Source organism: Bacillus sp. EKM202B (assembly GCF_011066025.1).
GTDB classification, from domain to species: Bacteria; Bacillota; Bacilli; order Bacillales; family Bacillaceae_G; genus Bacillus_A; species Bacillus_A toyonensis.
In genome coordinates this window covers 25,885-45,251 of record NZ_JAAMNK010000033.1, presented here as the reverse complement: position 1 = coordinate 45,251, position 19,367 = coordinate 25,885, and the positions used below count along the sequence as shown (strand labels likewise).

At 34.4% G+C, this 19,367-nt stretch carries 16 protein-coding genes; 15 read left to right on the top strand and 1 reads right to left on the bottom strand.

Annotated elements, in window-relative coordinates; translation table 11 throughout:
• Positions 1–451: 451 nt before the first annotated feature.
• Genes gntK through gnd form a run of 3 tightly spaced genes read left to right on the top strand, consistent with a single transcriptional unit; the run spans position 452 to position 4,269 of the window.
• On the top strand, positions 452–1,990 hold the full coding sequence (gntK, locus tag G9F74_RS25285) for a gluconokinase (RefSeq protein ID WP_016108312.1): 1,539 nt from the start codon (positions 452–454) through the stop codon (positions 1,988–1,990).
• A gap of 14 nt (positions 1,991–2,004) precedes the next feature.
• The gene (locus tag G9F74_RS25280; RefSeq protein WP_016108313.1) at positions 2,005–3,354 is read left to right on the top strand and encodes a GntP family permease; all 1,350 of its coding nucleotides are present in this window, start codon (positions 2,005–2,007) and stop codon (positions 3,352–3,354) included.
• A gap of 18 nt (positions 3,355–3,372) precedes the next feature.
• The gene (gene gnd, locus G9F74_RS25275; protein ID WP_000765981.1) at positions 3,373–4,269 is read left to right on the top strand and encodes a phosphogluconate dehydrogenase (NAD(+)-dependent, decarboxylating); all 897 of its coding nucleotides are present in this window, start codon (positions 3,373–3,375) and stop codon (positions 4,267–4,269) included.
• A gap of 68 nt (positions 4,270–4,337) precedes the next feature.
• Here gnd and G9F74_RS25270 read toward each other — a convergent pair whose 3' ends face one another.
• A complete protein-coding gene (locus G9F74_RS25270) occupies positions 4,338–5,102 on the bottom strand; it encodes a DUF2711 domain-containing protein (RefSeq protein WP_016108314.1) in 765 nt (254 codons plus the stop codon).
• A gap of 139 nt (positions 5,103–5,241) precedes the next feature.
• Between G9F74_RS25270 and G9F74_RS25265 the strand changes: the two genes are divergently transcribed.
• From G9F74_RS25265 to G9F74_RS25210, 12 genes are all read left to right on the top strand, one after another.
• On the top strand, positions 5,242–6,462 hold the full coding sequence (locus tag G9F74_RS25265) for a glycosyltransferase (protein ID WP_016108315.1): 1,221 nt from the start codon (positions 5,242–5,244) through the stop codon (positions 6,460–6,462).
• Positions 6,463–6,496: 34 nt separating this feature from the next.
• Complete coding sequence (locus tag G9F74_RS25260; protein ID WP_016108316.1) at positions 6,497–7,651, top strand: CgeB family protein; 1,155 nt, start codon at positions 6,497–6,499, stop codon at positions 7,649–7,651.
• 145 nt (positions 7,652–7,796) lie between these two features.
• On the top strand, positions 7,797–8,333 hold the full coding sequence (locus G9F74_RS25255) for an NADPH-dependent FMN reductase (protein ID WP_000780368.1): 537 nt from the start codon (positions 7,797–7,799) through the stop codon (positions 8,331–8,333).
• A gap of 1 nt (position 8,334) precedes the next feature.
• Complete coding sequence (locus tag G9F74_RS25250; protein ID WP_016108317.1) at positions 8,335–9,564, top strand: MFS transporter; 1,230 nt, start codon at positions 8,335–8,337, stop codon at positions 9,562–9,564.
• A 63-nt stretch (positions 9,565–9,627) separates the two neighbouring features.
• Positions 9,628–10,185, top strand: a complete 558-nt coding sequence (locus G9F74_RS25245; RefSeq protein WP_016108318.1) for a YdcF family protein — start codon at positions 9,628–9,630, stop codon at positions 10,183–10,185.
• 104 nt (positions 10,186–10,289) lie between these two features.
• Positions 10,290–11,237, top strand: coding sequence for an ABC transporter ATP-binding protein (locus G9F74_RS25240; RefSeq protein WP_000614062.1), 948 nt, complete (start codon positions 10,290–10,292; stop codon positions 11,235–11,237).
• Between the two features lie 3 nt (positions 11,238–11,240).
• Entirely contained in the window at positions 11,241–12,752 is a 1,512-nt protein-coding gene (locus G9F74_RS25235; protein WP_000129124.1) for an ABC transporter permease/substrate-binding protein, read from the top strand.
• 213 nt (positions 12,753–12,965) lie between these two features.
• Positions 12,966–14,393 (top strand): basic amino acid/polyamine antiporter, encoded by a 1,428-nt coding sequence (locus G9F74_RS25230; RefSeq protein ID WP_000129458.1) that lies wholly within the window; start codon positions 12,966–12,968, stop codon positions 14,391–14,393.
• A gap of 76 nt (positions 14,394–14,469) precedes the next feature.
• Entirely contained in the window at positions 14,470–14,730 is a 261-nt protein-coding gene (locus tag G9F74_RS25225) for a hypothetical protein (protein WP_000391448.1), read from the top strand.
• Between the two features lie 105 nt (positions 14,731–14,835).
• Positions 14,836–16,653, top strand: a complete 1,818-nt coding sequence (locus tag G9F74_RS25220) for an AAA family ATPase (RefSeq protein ID WP_016108319.1) — start codon at positions 14,836–14,838, stop codon at positions 16,651–16,653.
• Positions 16,643–18,493 carry a hypothetical protein gene (locus G9F74_RS25215; protein WP_001243344.1) on the top strand — a complete coding sequence of 617 codons (1,851 nt, stop codon included), beginning with the start codon at positions 16,643–16,645 and terminating at the stop codon, positions 18,491–18,493. The genes G9F74_RS25220 and G9F74_RS25215 overlap by 11 nt, the downstream gene beginning before the upstream one ends.
• Positions 18,494–18,763: 270 nt before the next feature.
• The gene (locus G9F74_RS25210; protein ID WP_000487809.1) at positions 18,764–19,360 is read left to right on the top strand and encodes a hypothetical protein; all 597 of its coding nucleotides are present in this window, start codon (positions 18,764–18,766) and stop codon (positions 19,358–19,360) included.
• The last annotated feature ends 7 nt before the right edge of the window (positions 19,361–19,367 follow it).

Sequence of the window (19,367 nt, the reverse complement as noted above, 5' to 3'; positions counted from 1 at the left end):
CCTCCATTAAAATCATAACTGATACTTACGATTTAGAGAGGTGTTTTTTATCGTCTCATTCTCAGGGTTCACTCCAAATAGGAAAGGATGGCGTTTTTTGATCTAATCTATTACTACAATTTGCTCACGAAATTTAAAACTTTTTGTCCCCTAACACCTTACGAAATCTTACTAAAAATGTTGAGTTTGTACAACAAACCACATACCTATTAAGCTAAAGAACAAGTTACTCAAAAACTAGAAAAAGAGTGTGTTTCGAAACGGATATTATGTAACTTTACCGAACGAAAAAGCTATATATAGTATGTAAATGAAATGGAATGAGGGGATTTATTTTTTTATGAAAAAAATTTTCTTTTTATAACTTGATAAATGAAAAAATATTTTATATACTAATTCATGTAAACGGTTTACTAGATCGTATTTTGCTAGAAACGAAGGGAAGATTCGCATGGAAACAAGGGGGAGAGTAATCGGGATTGATATCGGTACCACAAGTACAAAAACGGTTGTGTTCACAGAAAAAGGAAAAGTCGTTGCATCACATGCAGTTGATTATCCAATTATTCAACCGAACTTCGGATGGGCTGAGCAAGATCCTGATGTAATATGTGCCGCTGTCTATAAAACTGTAAGCGTTGCTATCGAAAAGGGTAATGTATTACCAGAAGATATTTCTTCAATCGGTATTAGTACAGCAATGCACGCATTAATTGCAGTAGATGAAAACGGTGCGCCGTTAACGCGTTCTATCATTTGGGCAGATAATCGTAGTACGAAACAAGCAGAAAAATTATTACAACATATGAATGGACATGAAATTTATAAACGTACAGGTACACCAATTCATCCAATGTCTCCACTATCTAAGTTGTTATGGATGAAAGAAGAGGAACCAGAATTATATAAAAGTGCTTATAAATTTATTTCTATTAAAGAGTATGTGATTTATCAATTATTTTCACGCTACGTAGTTGATTATTCCATTGCTTCTGCTACTGGGTTTTTCAATTTAGAAAAGCTAAATTGGGATGTTGATGTATTGGAAATATTAAATATTTCTTCAGAACAATTATCGACACCTGTGCCGACTACATATATTTTATCGGGTATGAAACCAGAATTAGCACAAAAGATGGGGATTCGTAAAGATACTCCAGTTGTTATTGGTGCAAGTGATGGGGTTCTTGCAAATGTAGGCGTTGGTGCAATATCGCCTGGCTCAGCTGCAATTACGATTGGAACAAGTGGTGCAGTTCGAACAATTTCATCAAGTGTTAATACGGATGAAAAAGGAAGAACATTTTGTTATGCATTAACAGACGAACACTGGGTTATCGGCGGACCAACGAATAACGGTGGGATATTACTGAGATGGTTACGTGATGAATTTGGTAGCCCGGAACAAGAGGTAGCGAGGAAGCTTGGGATTGATCCTTATGATTTATTAATTAAGTATGCGGAAAGTGTACCAGCTGGAGCAGGTGGATTGCTATTTTTACCGTTTCTTTCTGGAGAACGTGCACCTTACTGGAATGCAAATGCGCGTGGTACATTCTTTGGAATTAACCTTCAGCACAAACGAGAACATTTTATACGAGCAGTTATGGAAGGTGTCTGTATGAGTGTATATTCAGTTGCACTTGCAATCCGTGATTGTACAGGACCACTTACTGAAATACGTGTTTCAGGAGGATTTGCGAAGTCTGCATTTTGGAGACAAATGCTCTCCGATATGATGGGAAAAGAATTGCTTGTTCCTGAAAGTCATGAAGCATCTGCGCTTGGGGCAGCGGCACTTGCTTTATATGCGGTAGGAAAAATTGATTCTCTTGACGAGGTGAAGGATTGGATTGATATTGTCCATCACCATGTACCAAATAAAGAAAATACGGCTATTTATTTAGAAATGTTTTATATGTATGAACGACTTTACAATCGATTGAAAGAAGAATTTGATTGTATAGCTGCTTTCCAACGTAAACAATAGGGGGATTGGGAGAAATGGTAGTTGGGATTGTACTAGCGGCAGTTGTCATACTACTTCTACTTATTACAGTAGTGAAATGGCATCCATTTGTCGCATTAATTTTAACAGCAATCGGAGTTGGGCTAGCAATGGGGATGCCCTTGGTTGCAACTTCACCACAACATCCAGGGATTATTGATTCTATTAAATCGGGTCTTGGAAGTACGTTAGGGTTTTTAGCAATTGTTTTAGCATTAGGAACGATGCTTGGGAAAATGATGGCCGAATCTGGCGGTGCTGAACGAATTGCTAACACATTAATTGATCGTTTTGGGAAGAAACGTGTTCACTGGGCAATGATGTTTGTTGCATTTTTAGTAGGGATTCCGGTGTTTTTCCAAGTTGGATTTGTACTATTAATTCCATTAGTATTTACAATCGCCATAGAAACAGGGGTATCACTTATTACAATCGGTATTCCGCTTGTAGCAGGTCTTTCAGTTGTACATGGACTTGTTCCACCACATCCAGCAGCGATGGCAGCGGTAGGTATTTTTAAAGCAGATGTAGGGAAGACAATTTTATATGCATTAATTGTCGGACTTCCAACTGCAATTATTTCGGGGCCGCTTTACGGAAAATGGATCGGTGCTCGTATACATAAAGAAGTGCCGTTAGATATAGCGGAGCAATTTATTGAAAGAGATAAGAAGAAAGAACTTCCTAGCTTCGGAAATACATTGTTTACTATTTTACTGCCAGTATTTCTTATGCTTGGTGCATCCATTGCTGAAGTAGCGTTACATAAAACGAGTCAACTTGCACAAGTGTTACACTTTATTGGAGATCCAATAGTCGCTTTATTAATTGCAACGATTTATTCTTTCTTTAGTCTTGGTTATGCAAAAGGATTTTCTAAAGATAAAGTATTACAATTTACAAATGATTGCTTAGGGCCAATTGCAAACATACTGTTAGTAATTGGTGCTGGTGGTGCGTTTAATAAGGTGTTATTAGATTCTGGAATTGGTACTACAATTGCTGAAATGGCGAAAGAATCACATATTTCACCAATATTACTTGGATGGGGAATTGCAGCACTTATCCGAGTTGCAACGGGATCAGCTACTGTTTCTATGATGACAGCAGCTGGAATTGTAGCACCGATTGCAGCAAGTACACCTGGGGTAAATGTTGAACTACTAGCACTTGCAACAGGCGCAGGGTCATTAATTTTATCACACGTGAATGATTCTGGATTTTGGATGATTAAAGAGTATTTCGGAATGACTGTGAAAGAAACATTATTAACATGGACCGCAATGGAGACGATACTATCAGTTGTAGCACTTGGATTAATTTCCATATTAAATATATTTGTATAGAATGGGAGATTGATTAATATGAAACTAGGTTTAATTGGATTAGGAAAAATGGGATTCCCATTAGCTGAACACTTACATGAAGACAAGCATGAAGTAGTTGTATACGATGTAAATAAAGAGCTTGTAGAAAAGGCAGGAAAACTAGGGATTACTGCACGTCATACATTAAAAGAAATGATCGCTGAATTAGAAGCTCCTCGTACGATCTGGGTAATGGTGCCTGCAGGAGAAGTTGTAGAGTCAGTATTAAAAGATGTGTATCCGTTATTAGATGAAGGTGATATCGTTATTGAAGGTGGAAATTCATTCTATAAAGATACGTTACGCCGTGCTGAAGAAGCAAAAAGCTTCGGATTACATTATGTAGATATCGGTACATCTGGCGGTGTAGAAGGAGCTAGATACGGTGCTTGTTTAATGGTTGGTGGAGAAAAAGAAATTTATGACCAATTAGAACCTTTATTTAAAGATTTAGCAGTAGAAAATGGCTATTCTTATGCTGGCCGCGTTGGTAGTGGTCATTTCTTAAAAATGGTTCATAACGGTATTGAGTACGGCATGATGCAAGCAATCGCTGAAGGATTTGAAGTACTAGATAAGAGTGACTTTGATTTCAATTATGAAGATGTTGCAAAAGTATGGGCGAACGGATCAGTAATCCGCGGTTGGTTAATGGACTTAACTGAAAAAGCATTTGCAGATGATCCTAAACTTGATGGCATTAAAGGTGTAATGAACTCTTCAGGAGAAGGGAAATGGACTGTTGAAACTGCGCTTGAGTTACAAGCAGCGGCACCAGTAATCGCGATGTCATTATTTATGCGCTATCGTTCTCAGGAAGATGATACATTCCACGGAAAAGTAGTTTCAGCACTACGTAATCAGTTCGGTGGACATGAAGTTGTAAAAAAATAAGGATGTTTTTGAAAAGAAACTTGTGCATAAGCGCAAGTTTCTTTTTTATAGTTTAAGAAATTACTAATTTAAAAATACCAATCAATCATCGTTTTTTTGTCACAAATGACAGCTTCAACATTCATTGATTGAACAATATATTCTATATTTTCTTCTTTAGCTAATAATAAGGTTGTAAAGGAATCGTATATACTCATAAATGCATACTCATTGTCTTCTCCAGTAATAATTAACTCATTATTGCTAATGTCCCAAATATCTAATGGAGTAGTATTATTTACCTGTAATAATCCGTTTGTATCAAGAATTGGTTCAGAGAAATATAGATTTTTTGCACCTTTAGAACCGAGGAGTTTAAGTAATTTGTGTAATAAAAATATAGACGTATAATCTTCTGTTGGATAATAAAGATCTTTTTTTAAGTTTGAATGTAGCTTTTCAGCTAAATCCTCTCTTTTATATTCTTCTGAAAAGGCACTAATGGAAGTCAACATGGCCATTGCTAGGTCTGCGTATGAATGTAATCCACTACAAGACATCATTTCCTTCCAAGAAACGGATTTCCCATTGTGAATGATTTCTTCAGCGCTAGGATAGATGTGCTCATATGGTCTTTTTCTCACAGACTTTTCCCATCCTAAAGGCATTTGGACAAATGGATGTAGCAATATAGCTGCAGATTTAAAATTACTTGGTAGTTGTTCTAAAATTGGTGATTTGTCATCTAGCCAAATGTAATCCAACAAAATATAACCTCCTCTTAGACTTTGAAATGTACGGATTCCCGTATTATGTTTTTTTGTATTGATTGTATCAAATATAAAGCGAAGCATGAAATATGTCCCAACATAAAAGTAAGAATAAATAAAATGAAGTTTTCATAAATAATAAAAGGGTGCTTATGTCATCAGTATAGCTAAGAAATGTTGTTACATATGAGGAGAGCGTGTTAATAAAATATGAGGTGGTTAAATGGGAAATGAGCAAGTGAAGTCTGTAAAGGAAGAAAAAAAGTTATGTCTTTGTATGATCGTCAAAAATGAGTCTAGAATTATAGAAAGATGTTTAAATGCAACGAAATCAATTGTAGATTATGTTTCTATTTGTGATACTGGATCGACGGATAATACGCCTGAAATTATTGAAAATTGGTGTAAGGAAAATGAGATACCTGGGACGGTTCATCATGAGCCGTTTAAAAACTTTGGTTATAACAGAAGCTTAGCTGTTTCATTAGCGCAAAAAACATATCCAGAAGCGGATTATTTATTAATATTAGATGCAGATATGATTTTAGAGGTGGATCCGAATTTTGATAAAACGAGCTTAACGGAAGATCATTATCTTACACTGCAATATGATGTTCATATTAAATATTGGCTTACACGTCTTTTAAAAGCTTCTTTACCATGGAAATCTGTCGGTGTTACTCATGAGTATTGGGATATAGATCGTTCAAAAGTTGGAGCGAATTACAATACGAGGGTAGATCGGTTAGAGACTCTTGTCGTGAATGATCCTGGAGATGGCGGAAGTAAAGCTGATAAATTTGAACGAGATGAGAGGTTGTTGTTACAAGGAATAAACGACCCAGAAACAACGCCAGATTTGCATATAAGATATTTATTTTATTTAGCTCAGACTTATTTTCATTTAAGTCAATTTGAAGATTCGATTAAATGGTATAAAAAACGAGTGGAAGCAGGGGGATGGGTTGAAGAGGTATTCTATTCGTTATTGCGAATAGGATTTTGTTATGAGCAGTTAGCAAATCGTTCAGCAAATAAACAAAATGAAGTGACAGATGCTGATGAAAAAGAAAATGTTAAAGGGCAAGAAGAGCAATATTTAGCATTAGCTGTTTTTTATTTTCAAAAAGCGTGGGAATATAGACCAACTCGGGCTGAACCATTATACCAACTTGCAAGGTTGTATCGATTAAGATCTCAAAACAATATTGCTTTGATGTATGCTCTGCAAGGGAAGGAAATTCCTTTTCCAAAGGATGATCTTCTATTTGTGGATTATCATGTGTATGATTACTTATTTGACTATGAAATTTCTATTAGTGCTTTCTATATACCTCATAAAAAACATTTAGGGGCGGTGTCGCAAAAGTATTTGGAATCGATAAAAGAAGAGATTCCATTTCATATAGCAAATGTGGTAGAAAATAATGCGAAATTTTATTAAATACATTTCCGGTTAAAGGAGTAGTGGAATAATCATGGAATTAATACGATGGGCGATTGAACTAGGGGAATCGGTGCATGGAAATACGTATGAAGAATTGATGCCACTACTAGACTATTATTATGATCGTGATCATTTAAAAGCGTATTGTATCGCAAATCTTCTTTTAAACATGGATGTATTAGATGAAGATCGGGAAAGAATCGAATTAAGAAGATGCATCGCTGCTTATTATGCTGGATTATATAAAGTGGCAAGAAAACATGCAAATGAGTTGGTACTTAAACATCCGGATGTAGATTTATATAAAAATAATTTAAAATTAATGGAAGTTTATTTGAATAAAGAATATGATTATTGTCTTTTTATATGCCCGAAGACGTACGGTAGTTTCATAGATGTTGCGCGAGCTTTGAAATGGAGGCTGGAGCAGGAGGGAAATACAGTAATTATATCAGAAACAATACTGGGAAATGTAAAGAATACAGTTGTTTTTGGAGCGCATACATACGCTTATAACCCGAATCTCCTTCCGCAAGATGCAATTATTTATAATTTAGAACAGCTATATGAAGGAAGTCCATATGCGCACCCGCTTTATTTAATATTATTAAAAAATAGAGTGATTTGGGATTATAGTAAACAAAATATAGAATGGTTAAAACAAAAAGGGGTAGGAAAAGAAATAAAACATGTAGGAATGAACTATGCTCCAACTTTGGAAATAAAAAAAGATATATTTGAAGGTGAGATTACTGAAGATATTGATATTTTGTTTATAGGTGCTCTTAATCCGAGGCGGCAAGCTATTTTTAATCACCTAAAAGCCATTGCACCGAATTTAAATATAGTTTTTAAAAATAATGCGTGGGGAATTGCTAGAAATGAGTTAATTGCTAGGTCTAAAATTATATTAAATATTCACTTTTACTTATCGGGAATTCTTGAAACACCACGTGTTTCTTATGCGGTCGCGAATAAGAAATTTATTATTTCGGAAAATAGTAATCCAGAAGACGAGATAGAGTGGCCAGGAATTGTATTTACTCCATACGAAAAAATAATTGAAAACGTAATGAAATATATAGAATTACCAGAAGAACGAAAAGAATTAGCGGAAAAAGCATATTACCATTTTGAAGCAAATAAAAGCATAGGTACAATAAGTCAGAATGGTGAAACAAAGTAATAGCGCGAAACTCATACGAAAGTATGAGTTCTTTTTTCGTGTATCATACTATTTGATTAAGGAAGTTCCCTCTTTATATTGTGTTTTGTATAGAAATTTCTGATAATATATAAGTAGAATTTGAAAACAAAGGGGAGAATTGTTTATGAAACTAGTCGTTATTAACGGTACACCAAGAAAATTAGGTAGAACTCGCGTTGTGGCAAAATATATTGCAGATCAATTTGAAGGGGAGTTATACGATTTAGCAATAGAGGAATTGCCTTTATATAACGGCGAAGAATCGCAACGTGATTTAGAGGCAGTAAAAAAATTAAAAGCGTTAGTGAAAGCAGCAGACGGTGTAGTACTATGTACACCAGAATATCATAATGCGATGAGCGGAGCGCTGAAAAACTCGTTAGATTACTTAAGTAGTAGTGAGTTTATCCATAAACCTGTCGCATTACTAGCTGTTGCGGGGGGCGGTAAAGGAGGAATTAACGCATTAAATAGTATGCGAACTGTTGCTAGAGGTGTTTACGCAAATGCAATCCCAAAACAAGTAGTGCTTGATGGACTTCACGTACAAGATGGTGAACTTGGGGAAGATGCCAAACCATTAATTCATGATGTAGTTAAAGAATTAAAAGCATATATGAGCGTATATAAAGAGGTGAAAAAGCAACTAGGAGTGGAGTGATATGTCCTCACTTTATCATGATTCTCGCTTGTATTACATTCTAGGGGCCAATAGTCTATCTGCTATTGGTTCCGGAATTGTTATGATAACGATTCCGTGGCTGTTAATTAAAGAGAGTGGAGGAGAGACAACGTTTGGTTATGTTTCTATCATTGCAACCCTCATTATGTTTTTATTAACACCATTCATTGGGCAAAGTATTGATCGTTTTTCAAGAAAATCTTTATTGCTATGTAACGAAGGAATCGGAATTGCCGTAATTGGAATAATGGTTATATGGGGATTTGCGGGGCAACCTTATCATTCTATTCACTATATTCTTATTTATATAGCCGGATCATTCTACTATTTATTATTTTATCCTACAATATTTGCGTTCAACCAAGAGATATTTCAAGCGGAACATTATAAAAGTTTAAGTGGAACGATGGAAATACAAGGACAGTTAACACAAGTTATTTCAGGAGCAGCTGCGAGTTTTTTAATTGAAATTGTTTCTTTGAAATGGATCTTGTTAGTAGATATGTTAACTTTTGCAGGAGCATTTTTTCTTTTCTTATGTATACCGTACGTAAAGAAAAAAGAAGTGAAACGGAAAGTACCGTTTAAGAAGCAATTGTTCGAAGGAATTCACTTTATGAAAAAGTGTCCTAAGCTTTTTTGGTTTTTACTTGCCACTTATATGCCGTTTATCGGTGTTATGATGGCAAATTATTTAATACCAGTTTATATTTCAGATATACTTAAAGCCAATGCTTCTGTATACGCAGTAGAAGGTATGATGTACGGTGTCGGAGCGGTTATTGCGGGAATCAGTATTCCACTCATAATGAAGTATGTCAAAACAGAAGTTTCAATCGTTTTGACGATGATCATTTATGTAATTTCAATTACCATAATGATCATTGAACCGTCCGTAATGCTGTTATATGGACTAGCGATTTTTCATGCGATTGGAAACGCTGGAACAAGAGTGGCGAGAAATGTATTGATGATGGAGGAAATCCCAAACGAAGTAATGGGACGAGTGGACAGCTTATTTCGCTTAATTGGTACAGGAATACGAATAGTATTATTAATGGTGTTTACAGCAGGTGTATCTAAAGTTGGGGTAATGCTCCCATTTTACCTATTAAGCTGTATATTGATCCTATCATTAGGAATCGCTCTTTACTATGTGATATCACAACGTAAAATCAGAGCGGATGTTCCGAATAAATCACTCGTTTAAAAATTACTTCTGCCTCCCTTTCTTTTTCTATATAATAAAAAGAAAGGGAGTGTTAACTTATTTATGAACAAATGGATATTACTTATAATCTTATTACTACCGCCACTATACATTATTTATATGACGTTTCGAATGAATAAAGTTGCTCGTGAAAAATTGAGTAATCACTCTCCATACGTTCTTATATTAGGTGCAAAGTTATTTGGAGATAGACCGTCTTTATCACTTCAAAACCGTTTGGATGTAGCGTTGGAATATTTATATTCTCACCCTGAGGTGAAAGTAATTGTTTCAGGTGGTCAAGGAGAAGATGAAGATATACCGGAAGCTCACAGTATGAGAATCTATTTAATGGTACACGGTATAGATGAGAGTCGTATTTTAATGGAAGACCGTTCGACAAATACGTATGAAAATTTGAAGTTTAGTATGGATTTATTTGATGTAAAACATGCGGTAGTTGTCAGTAATACGTATCATTTATATCGAACAAAAATAATTGCAAGGCGTTTAGGAATAAAGATGGAGGCATTAGCTGCAGAAACGCCAATGCGTTCTAAGAGAAAAATGTATGTGCGTGAATATGCTGCTATTATGAAAACAATATTGTTCGACCGTTAGAGCTCAAATGTGAGCTCTTTTTTATATAGAAATAATGCGTATCATTTGAAATGAATTCCATATTCCATCAAAATAAAGGAAACAACAATAAAGGAGTTGTATTTGTGATTCAATTTAATCATGTGTCAAAAGCGTATGAAGATGGCACAAAAGCAGTGGATTCATTGCATTTAGAAATTAAAAAAGGAGAATTTTTTGTTCTCATTGGTCCGAGTGGTTGCGGGAAAACAACGACAATGAAGATGATTAATCGTTTGATTGAAACGACAGAAGGTTCAATTTTAATCGATGGAAAAGATATTCAACAATATAATATAAATGAATTACGTTGGAATATAGGATACGTGTTGCAGCAAATTGCTTTATTTCCACATATGACAATCGCTGAAAATATTGCAGTTGTTCCTGAAATGAGAAAATGGAGCAAAAAAGAAATAAAAGCACGTGTCGATGACTTGCTACAGATGGTTGGGCTCGATCCAGATGTATATCGTGATCGTATGCCTGATGAATTGTCAGGAGGGCAAAAACAACGTGTCGGTGTCGTACGGGCATTAGCCGCTAATCCGAAAATTGTTCTTATGGACGAACCATTTAGTGCGTTAGATCCGTTAAGCAGGGAGCAACTTCAGAAGGATATCGTACAACTGCAAAAAAAGATTCAAAAAACGATCGTGTTTGTAACGCACGATATGCAAGAGGCATTATCACTTGGTGATCGCATTTGTGTAATGAGAGCAGGAAAAGTTGTTCAATTAGATACACCTGAAGGTATTATACATAATCCGAAAAATGAGTTTGTTGAGGAGTTCATTGGAAATCGTGGGCGACAATGGTATGAGGGAATAATTATAGAAGATGTAATGCCACTAGACGATCATACACGAATAGAAGGAGCTGCTTTATCTTTACATGCTCCTTTACAAGAAGCACTAGTCCGTTTACAAACTGAAGAATCAGTGCCGGTTGAAAAAGATGGTCAATATGTTGGTATGTTAACAAGTCGTCATATTGTCAATTATATTGTTGAACAAATGAAGGAGAGAGGCTAAACAGTGACTGATTTTATTCAAACGTTCCAAGAAAGAAAAATAGAATTGCTAAGTGCATTAAGTGAGCATTTACAAATATCGCTTATTTCACTATTTTTTGCAGTAATTATTGCAGTGCCACTTGGCATTATATTAACGAGAAAAGAACGAATGGCTGAATTTATAATAGGGACTTCTGCTGTTATGCAGACAGTGCCCTCACTTGCTTTACTTGGACTATTAATTCCGTTAGTAGGAATTGGAAAACTGCCAGCTATAATCGCATTAGTTGTGTATGCACTATTACCTATTTTACGAAATACATATACAGGAATACGGGAATTAGATGAATCACTTATAGAAGCGGCGAGAGCTATGGGGATGAATAGCTGGAAAAGGTTATGGAAGGTAGAGCTTCCGCTCGCGTTGCCAATTATTATGGCTGGTATTCGTACAGCGATGGTATTAATTGTTGGAACGGCTACATTAGCTGCTTTAATAGGTGCTGGTGGGCTCGGTAAGCTCATACTACTCGGGATCGATCGAAATGACCATGCGCTTATCATTTTAGGGGCCGTACCAGCTGCGTTACTCGCTTTATTCTTTGATATAGTACTTCGCATACTTGAGAGTCCCAAACGCTCTTCTAAGCGCGTTATATTGACGATATGTATAGTTGTAGTTATGATTGCTACTCCATTTCTATGGAATACACAAAAGAAAGATATAGTTATTGCTGGAAAACTTGGATCGGAGCCAGAAATTTTAATTCAAATGTACAAACAACTTATTGAACAGGATACAGATTTACAAGTAGAATTAAAGCCGGGTCTTGGGAAAACAGCATTTGTATTTGAAGCGTTAAAATCAGGTGAAGTAGATATATACCCAGAATTTTCAGGAACAGCCTTATCTACTTTCGTGAAAGAAGAACCGAAAAGCACAAATCGTGAGGAAGTATATGAACAAGCTCGCGTTGGAATGGAAAAAAAATATAATATGGTTATGTTAAATCCAATGGAGTATAACAATACATATGCACTAGCGATGCCGAAAAAAATAGCAGATCAAAAGAATATAAATACAATTTCTGATTTAGGAAATATTGCACAGGAAGCTAAAGTAGGATTTACATTAGAATTTGCAGATCGTGAAGATGGTTATAAAGGAATGCAAAAGTTATATAACTATAAGTTTTTAAATGTTAAAACGATGGAACCGAAACTGCGTTATAGTGCAATTCAATCTGGTGATGTGAACGTAATCGATGCATATTCAACGGATAGTGAATTGGAGCAATACGGACTTAAAGTGCTAAAAGATGATAAAGGATTATTCCCACCTTATCAAGGTGCGCCGTTATTAAGAAAAGAGACATTACAAAAATATCCTGAACTTGAAAAAGTATTAAATAAATTAGCTGGAAAGATTACAGATGAAGAAATGCGAAAAATGAATTATGAAGTAAATGTGAATGGTAAAAGTAGTGAAGAAGTAGCGAAACAATTTTTACAAAAAGAGAATTTACTTCGTTAATTTTACAAGAAATATACAATTTTATATGTTTAAAATGACCGCTCATTACAAAATGAGCGGTTTTTTTGTGCATACTTATACATTTTTTCAAAAAAGTATTCCATTTTTCTTCATTTTCTTTTAGAATAAGTAATGTTTTCCTGAAAAAATATAAGAGAAACGTCTATTAGAGAAAAAGGTGACTTTAATAGTTGAACGAACATAACACCTAGAATGACAGATGGGGTGGTACAAATAGAAAAGAAGTTAGGATTTTTTCCGTTAATCGCATTAGTAGTTGGAACGATGGTTGGTGGCGGTGTTTTTAGTTTACCGCATGATTTAGCAGTAGGAGCAAATAGTGGTGCAACGATAATTGGTTGGTGTATTACAGCAATGGGAATGATTCCACTTGCGCTCGTATATCAAACGTTAGCAAGACAAAAACCGGAGCTTGAGGGCGGAATTTATAGTTATGCACGAGCTGGATTCGGTGAATATATTGGTTTTAACAGTGCTTGGGGATACTGGCTGGCAGGGATTTTAGGAAATGTTGCAACAATTATGCTACTGTTTAGTACATTAGGTTACTTCTTCCCAATTTTTAAAGGTGGAAATAATGTTGCGTCAATCGTAGGTGCATCACTTTTACTATGGACATTGCATTTTCTAATTTTATTTGGAATTCGTGAAGCTTCCATTATGAATGTTATTGCAACAGTAGGGAAATTAGTTCCGATCTTATTATTTATTGTCGTAATGGTAACAGCGTTTCGCTGGGATACATTTACACATGATTTTTGGGGAGAAGGAACAATCTCACTTTCCGCTATTCTTGGTCAAGTGAAAAATACAATGCTTGTAACGCTATGGGTGTTCATTGGGGTTGAAGGAGCAGTTGTATTATCAGGAAGAGCAAAAAATAGTAGGGACGTTGGAAAAGCGACAGTACTTGGATTAATTTTAGTTATGTCTATTTATATTTTAATTTCTGTTCTGTCAATGGGAGCAATGACGCGAGGAGAACTTTCCGTTTTAGAAACTCCTTCAATGGGACATGTATTAGAACATGTTGTTGGGCCATGGGGTGCAATGGCAATTAATATTGGATTAGTTGCGTCACTTGTAGGTACATTAATTGGCTGGTTTTTACTTGTTTCGGAAATTTCTCACGTAGCAGGAAAAGATGGCGTGTTTCCGAAGGTCTTTACGAAAACCAATAAAAAGCAAACGCCACACATGGCATTATGGATTTCAAATATCGTTGCTCAAATTATATTTATAATTGTTCTGTTTTCAGAATCGACATATCAAATTATGTATTTTATTGCGTCAACATCAATATTATTACCATATTTATTATCAGCGCTATACCAATTCAAATTAGTAATTACAAATGAACTAAAAGATGCAAAAGTAAAAAATGGCTCGTTAGCTTTAATTGCCTCTATTTATTCTGTATGGCTTATTTATGCAGCGGGTTTAAAGAATTTATTACTCGTTTCAATCGTATATGGAATTGGGATTATCGTTTACATGTTTGCACGAAAAGAAAAAGGGAATCGTTGTTTTGTAGGTATAGAGAGATATGTGATGTGGGCAATTGTTGTCGCAGCTATCACATCACTTTATCTGTTGATAACTGGAACGATAAAAATGTAAAAGTCCTTTTCATTTAAAGGGCTTTTTTCTTTGTGTAGAGAATATTTAATACATAAGATATTCAGGAGGGATGAAAATGGAAGAAAAAGAACAGTTGTCTAGAATAATTGATTTAGCTAGTGAGTTAAGGAAAGTATTAGTACAAGAATCTTTTTTTAATCATCATCCTGAACTAAGGGGAGTAATTGAAAATTTAGCGAGTTCTGTTGAGAATTTAGCGGAGTTGCAGCAAAATAAAGATGAAAACGCTGAGGATCGATTACGATATGTACTGGCTAAAATGAAAATTGCTCACAATGCTATTTTACAAGAGAAAAAAGCATTTCCATCTCATTAATATACGTTTTAATTTTGAACCTGGCGGATAACGTCAGGTTTTTTATTTCTAGTTTTTTTTTTCTTTCATACACTAAGAATAGTATGAAAAAAGAAGGTGATTAAGATGAAATTACATAAAGCTCTTCAGCCAAGTTTTATAAAACGAATGTACTATATGAGGTTTATCGGGAAATTTACAAAAGCGGAGAAAGAGAAGAATGGAGAGAATTTTTTTGTACAATGTCTATCGCCAATACCATCTAATTTACAAGAGCAATTTACAAATGAACATTATATATTTGAAGGGTTATGTAGCAATAAAAAGAATGAAAAGATTTTTTCAGAATTAAAGAAGAAGAAATTAGAAAAGCAATTGGTTATGTTTCGTCTTTATTATGAAAGAGGAAATGTATACGTGGAGTTAATATGTACAGAAGAACCTAGAGAAATAGCAACTGGCTATAAAATGATTCCAGCACCTAAAGTTGCAGATAATAAAAAAAGAGAGTCTTTAGAACGAAAGCTTTGTAATGGTTATTTATCATTTCTTATGCCGAAATATCCAAAAGACTTTGAGTCTCCTGAATTACTGTGGCATGATGGAAGGTTATATGGAAATATATTGTTAAAGTCATCAATTAGTTCAATCGCGTATTTTGAACAAAATCGAGAATGTAAATATATAGACTTAAGTGACTGGATGAAGCATGTAGAAATTGCGGTAGAAGAGCAATTGTATTTCGTAAGTGATCAAGTGTATGAGCAATTAAAAAAACGAATAACGGAAGAAGGGAAGCTAGTTGAAGTAGAGGATATAAAAGTACACAAGGAAGTATGGGAATGGGATGAGCGTGAATCATCCTTTTTACAGTATGTACAAAGTACGGTGCGTAATAAAGGGATGTATTTGGACGAAACAGATATTTATAATTTTCATATAAGTGTAAAAACAAATATGTTAACGATTCTTGGTGGTATACCGGGAGTTGGAAAATCACGCTTTGTGCAAGCTTATGCAGAGGCACTTGGATTACAGTATGGAGAAGAATTGGTTTGGATTCCGATTTCTCCATCGTATCAAGAACCACATGATTTACTTGGATATCTTCACCCAAATGGTACTTTTATTGAAAGTGAAACAAAGTTAGTTAGAGCGTTAATGAAGGCAAAAGAAAATCAAAATCAATTGTATATAATCGTTTTTGATGAAATGAACATGTCACATATTGAGCATTGGTTTACTCCATTTCTATCTGTTCTTCAACTTGAAAAGGAAAATCGTATTTTGAATTTGTATGAGGGTGCGCAGAAATTAGAAAACCAAATTCCATCAACAATTGAAATTGGAGAAAATATTATCTTTGTAGGTACTGTGAATTTTGATGAAACAACGAAAGAACTCTCTGATCGATTATTAGACCGAACCAATTTAATTACGTTACAAAAAATTCCGTTTTGTGAGATGTGCATGGTACAAGAGAAAGGTGTATTACAACCACCTCTGAAAGTAACAGCGGGAGAATTTCGGATAAATTGGATCAGAAAGAAATCTATGATTGAAGTGTTTTCTGAAGAAGAGTTAGAGCTATTAGATAAGTTGCATGTTGTATTGTCATCACATGATGCGTCAAAGGGAATTTCTTTTCGATGTGCAAATGCAATTGCTATGTATTTGCAAAATATACCGTTTCAAAATAATCATTCTTATATGATTAGCAGAGAAGAAGGTTTTGATTTACAAATAAAGCAACGTGTACTGACGAAATTAAGAGGTACTGAAATGATGGTTGGGTCATTACTTTCTGAAGAAGTAAAAAGGGGAGCGACTTTAGTACCTCTTTTGCAATCGCCACTTGCAAACAGAGTCTCTACATTTGAACACTCTTTAGCATATATAAGAGAAAAACGTAGAGAACTGGAGTTGTATGGATATGCGAAATGAAGAGCGGTATGAAACAGAAATCGTTGATACGAATGAAACGCTCCCTTTTGTATTAAAGTTAATCATAGGAACAGAGGCAAAAGGGGAGTATATTTTATTAAATCGTCTTTGCACATCTACTACAGCATTAGTTCAATGTATTTACAAAGTACAAGAATTAAAACCGATAAGATTGCATTACCATTATGAAAGTCCAATGAATATTACTTTCATATGGAATAAAGTGTATGAGGGCCAGAAAAATATAAAAGAGTCACAATACGAAATAAATGAAAAAAAACAAAAGGTACTAATTTATGAACATGGAAAAACGGAATTCTTTTATCCATGGCGATGTGGTTTATATCATTTTGAAGTTCGCATAGAAGACACAACGTATTATGGTGCTTTTCAAATCGTTCCAAAAAATTTTTTTGATGACCAATTTGAAATGATTCAAAACTATGTAAAGTCAATTTTAAATGAGTTGATTTTAGATAGAGGTTATTATAAAAAGACTTTCTCTGCCCTTAGTGATATTGAGGATTCTTCTTATTTAGTATTACTTAGAAAGCTGCCGCAAAAAATGAAAAAGATAAAACAAGTTTTTAAAAAGATTGAATCAAGTTCAAAATTTATACATGAATATAAATGGGAAGTGAAGGAACGGAAGGCAACGAGAAAAGGAACAATAATGGCGGAAAGAAAGTCCTATACGAAATATTATAATCGTAAGTTTATTGAACAAAAAAATAGTAGGGAAAATGCATTTCTTAAATTTAAAGCGATGCAATTTTATCATTATTTACTTGAAGCCGAAAGTTTTTTACGTCAAACAATTGAAATATTAGAAAGAGAAAAAAAGAAAAAATTAGAAGAGTTTCAAGCTGTAAAAACGATTATGCAAACAATTGAGCGTAATGGATCTGTGACTGATAGAGAGAAGCAAAAATATAAAAATATACATTTACTAAAAGAAGCCGATTTACGTAAAAGCTCTGTGAAAATACAAGAATATAAAATATTAGCTCATATTGTACGTGAAAGTGTACAATACTTTAAAACTTTAATATATTCCCCCTTTTGGAGAGAAGTTTCTGAAACGGGTAATATGAACTCATACGATTTACCAATTCCACATCAACAATTACTACAGCATTTAAACTTACTTCCACAATATACAGATCAATCTCCATCTTTATTATTTGTATATAAACCAACGTTTTTAGTGTATGAATATTACGCTTTTTTTATCGTTATTTCCATGCTAGAGCAAATTGGTTTTAAAGCTAGAAATCCCATTCGTGAACAAATACAAGAGCATTTTTATGTAGATGGGTTACAAGATGGGACGACAGTAGTTTTACATCAAGATGATATGAAGGTCCACGTTGCATTTAATGACTTAATTGAAACACACCCCCTTATTGCATTAAGTAAAGGGAGTAACTTTTATAATGGCGAGGATACAAAAAAACCAGATATTCGCTTAGACTGTTATGTAAAGGAAGAAGGGAAATACGTATATAAATCTTCTATTATTATTGAAGTGAAGTATAGCCCAATGTACAATATTTTTCAGCACGTTGGAAATACGAAAGCGACTGAGCAAATGTATAAATACTGGTCTATAAAGTATGTAGAAGAACAGAATGGAAAACGTGTTTTTCATCGACGGGCAATTTATGAAGTTATTTGTGTATATCCAGGAAGTCATATGCATAGTAAAAAAATTGAATCTGGGTGCGGTGTCTTTTTGCAATTATATCCATATAAGACGAAACAAGGAGAAGAAAAATTAGCAGGAAAACATGGGATGGTACAAATCTTTGAGAAGTGGTTAAAAAATAATAAGAAGTAAAAGAAATCCTTTTTCATAAAGGATTTCTTTTAGATTAAGAAGAATTATATGCTGTATGGAAGTAAGTAGGATGTAATTTGAAAAGTGATACACATAAGTTATTAGAATAACTGTACATGTGAGGTAAAAGACGACGAAGTTGGAATTTAATTCATTTTGCAGAATATAATAAGTCATAAATATTTTTAGTTGCATACGAAGATTTGTTCTTATATGATAGATAGTGAAAGCGTTATCAAAACAGAGCGACGATGGGAAAGGCGGGGAAATATGTTCCAGCGTGTTCAAACAAAGGAAGAACATTTTTGGTTCGAGCAACTATGGGGAGATTTTTGTGAAGAAAGAAACTTAATGTTCGTAGAACGTAATTTAAATCCAACACGATTTTTATTAATAGAAGATGAGCATCATATAGGTACAGTAGAGTGTATTAAGTATACGGTACCCGAACAATCAAATTCTGAGTTTTTCTATCCGTTTTCTAAAAATGATTTAGTGAAAGATTTGAAAAATGTGTATGAAATAGGCAAGCTAAGTATTGCGAAAACGTCTCGTGGGAGAGGGCATTTCAAAAGGCTAACAGCTATTTTATTTGTGCATGCGTTAGAAACGAAAGCGGAATGGTATATTGCAGCAGTTACAAAAAGAATGTATATGTATCTACTAACACTCGGTTTTCCTATAGAGCCGATAGACAATCCATTTCAGTTTCATGATACTTTACAAGGTGTACCAGTGCGAATTCATGCTCGAAAAGGAGTTACGCATTTGTATTCTTTAAAAGAATTTCGCGATGTGATTCAAGGGAATGCTCATGCACAGGCATTAATCGCGGAATACAGTAAGAATATTATGTTAACAAAATAATTAGAAG